This is a genomic window from Klebsiella sp. OBRC7, from assembly GCF_000293135.1.
Lineage (GTDB): Bacteria > Pseudomonadota > Gammaproteobacteria > Enterobacterales > Enterobacteriaceae > Klebsiella > Klebsiella michiganensis.
This window is the reverse complement of the sequence record NZ_ALNJ01000125.1, coordinates 1-1,628: the sequence shown is the minus strand read 5'-3', so window position 1 is coordinate 1,628 and position 1,628 is coordinate 1. Positions and strand designations below refer to the sequence as shown.

1 protein-coding gene and 1 pseudogene are annotated in these 1,628 nt (G+C 53.4%); both read right to left on the bottom strand.

Going from position 1 to position 1,628, the window contains the following annotated elements:
- Nucleotides 1–553: pseudogene (locus HMPREF1144_RS23990) on the bottom strand (IS5-like element IS5B family transposase); the annotation flags it as partial.
- 743 nt (nucleotides 554–1,296) lie between these two features.
- Nucleotides 1,297–1,628: recombinase family protein (locus HMPREF1144_RS32490; RefSeq protein WP_227500456.1), on the bottom strand; the 332-nt coding region annotated here is incomplete at its 5' end.

Below are 1,628 nucleotides of genomic sequence, written 5' to 3'. Positions count from 1 at the left end.
CATCGACACCAATGTGGGCCTTCATGCCAAAGTGCCACTGATTGCCTTTCTTGGTCTGATGCATCTCCGGATCGCGTTGCTGCTCTTTGTTCTTGGTCGAGCTGGGTGCCTCAATGATGGTGGCATCGACCAAGGTGCCTTGAGTCATCATGACGCCTGCTTCGGCCAGCCAGCGATTGATGGTCTTGAACAATTGGCGGGCCAGTTGATGCTGCTCCAGCAGGTGGCGGAAATTCATGATGGTGGTGCGGTCAGGCAAGGCGCTATCCAGGGATAACCGGGCAAACAGACGCATGGAGGCGATTTCGTACAGAGCATCTTCCATCGCGCCATCGCTCAGGTTGTACCAATGCTGCATGCAGTGAATGCGTAGCATGGTTTCCAGCGGATAAGGTCGCCGGCCATTACCAGCCTTGGGGTAAAACGGCTCGATGACTTCCACCATGTTTTGCCATGGCAGAATCTGCTCCATGCGGGACAAGAAAATCTCTTTTCTGGTCTGACGGCGCTTACTGCTGAATTCACTGTCGGCGAAGGTAAGTTGATGACTCATGATGAACCCTGTTCCATGGCTCCAGATGACAAACATGATCTCATATCAGGGACTTGTTCGCACCTTCCCAAAAGCTGACGGAATGAAGGCATTACCGTCATACATGAATCCAATCAAAAAGCCATAGAAACCATGCAGGTATTTGTTTGTATCCCTGCATAACGAACCATTAATTTTTAGAGCGCCTCTGGCACTCCAACTTCCGCTTTTGGCACACAGCAGCCGTTAAGATGTAAGGCCTTACGCCAACTAAATCTAATGGGACAGATTTAGTTGGTGATGGTCAAGTAATCTGCAAACGGTCACCAAGTAAAATGCAAATGGGTAGTCAAGTCCGATGCAATTACGCAGCCCGGCAAGGTGGGCCGATTCCCATATCGACATGTATGTAGCTTGTGTTATCCGTGGATTGTGCAGCTCAGCGGGTCGCTGGTCGTATGGCGTAGTGTCCCCCGTAACCGGCCGCGTGCGGCCGCTAACGCGCAGTACGGCGCCGCGACCCGAAGGCGGGCCGCCGTTCCCGCGCGCAGGCGCGCGGCGCCCACTGCGCACCACCGTGGGGGACGTGCGGCAGCTGCGTGGCGGCGGGCTGGGTTATGGCTTTGCAGGGAGGGGCTGGGCCGGGCGATACGGTCAGCGTTGCGGTTTCCGGCGATTTGCGGCCGGTGCCCGTTTAAGTCCGGCGTGGTCGCCTTCCATGCCCTGACGGGCATAAGAAAATAAAACCGCCATGCTGCGGTCATTCATGATTTTGTGGTGTAGCGATAAATAGTCATGCGAGAAACGTTGAAGCGCTTAGCAACTGCACCAACTGTCATTTCAGGATCAGCAAGTAAGATTCTAATTTGTTTAACATCTTCTTCAGAAAGTGACGGTTTTCTCCCTCCCACACGGCCCCTTGCGCGTGCAGCTGCAAGGCCTGAGCGCGTTCTTTCAATATTGCGGTTGCGTTCAAAGCTAGAGAATATCGCCATCAGATGAGTATAGATTTCCCCTATAACTGGCGCATTTGGGCACTGTTGCAAATAGTCGGTGGTGATAAACTTATCATCCCCTTTTGCTGATGGAGCTGCAC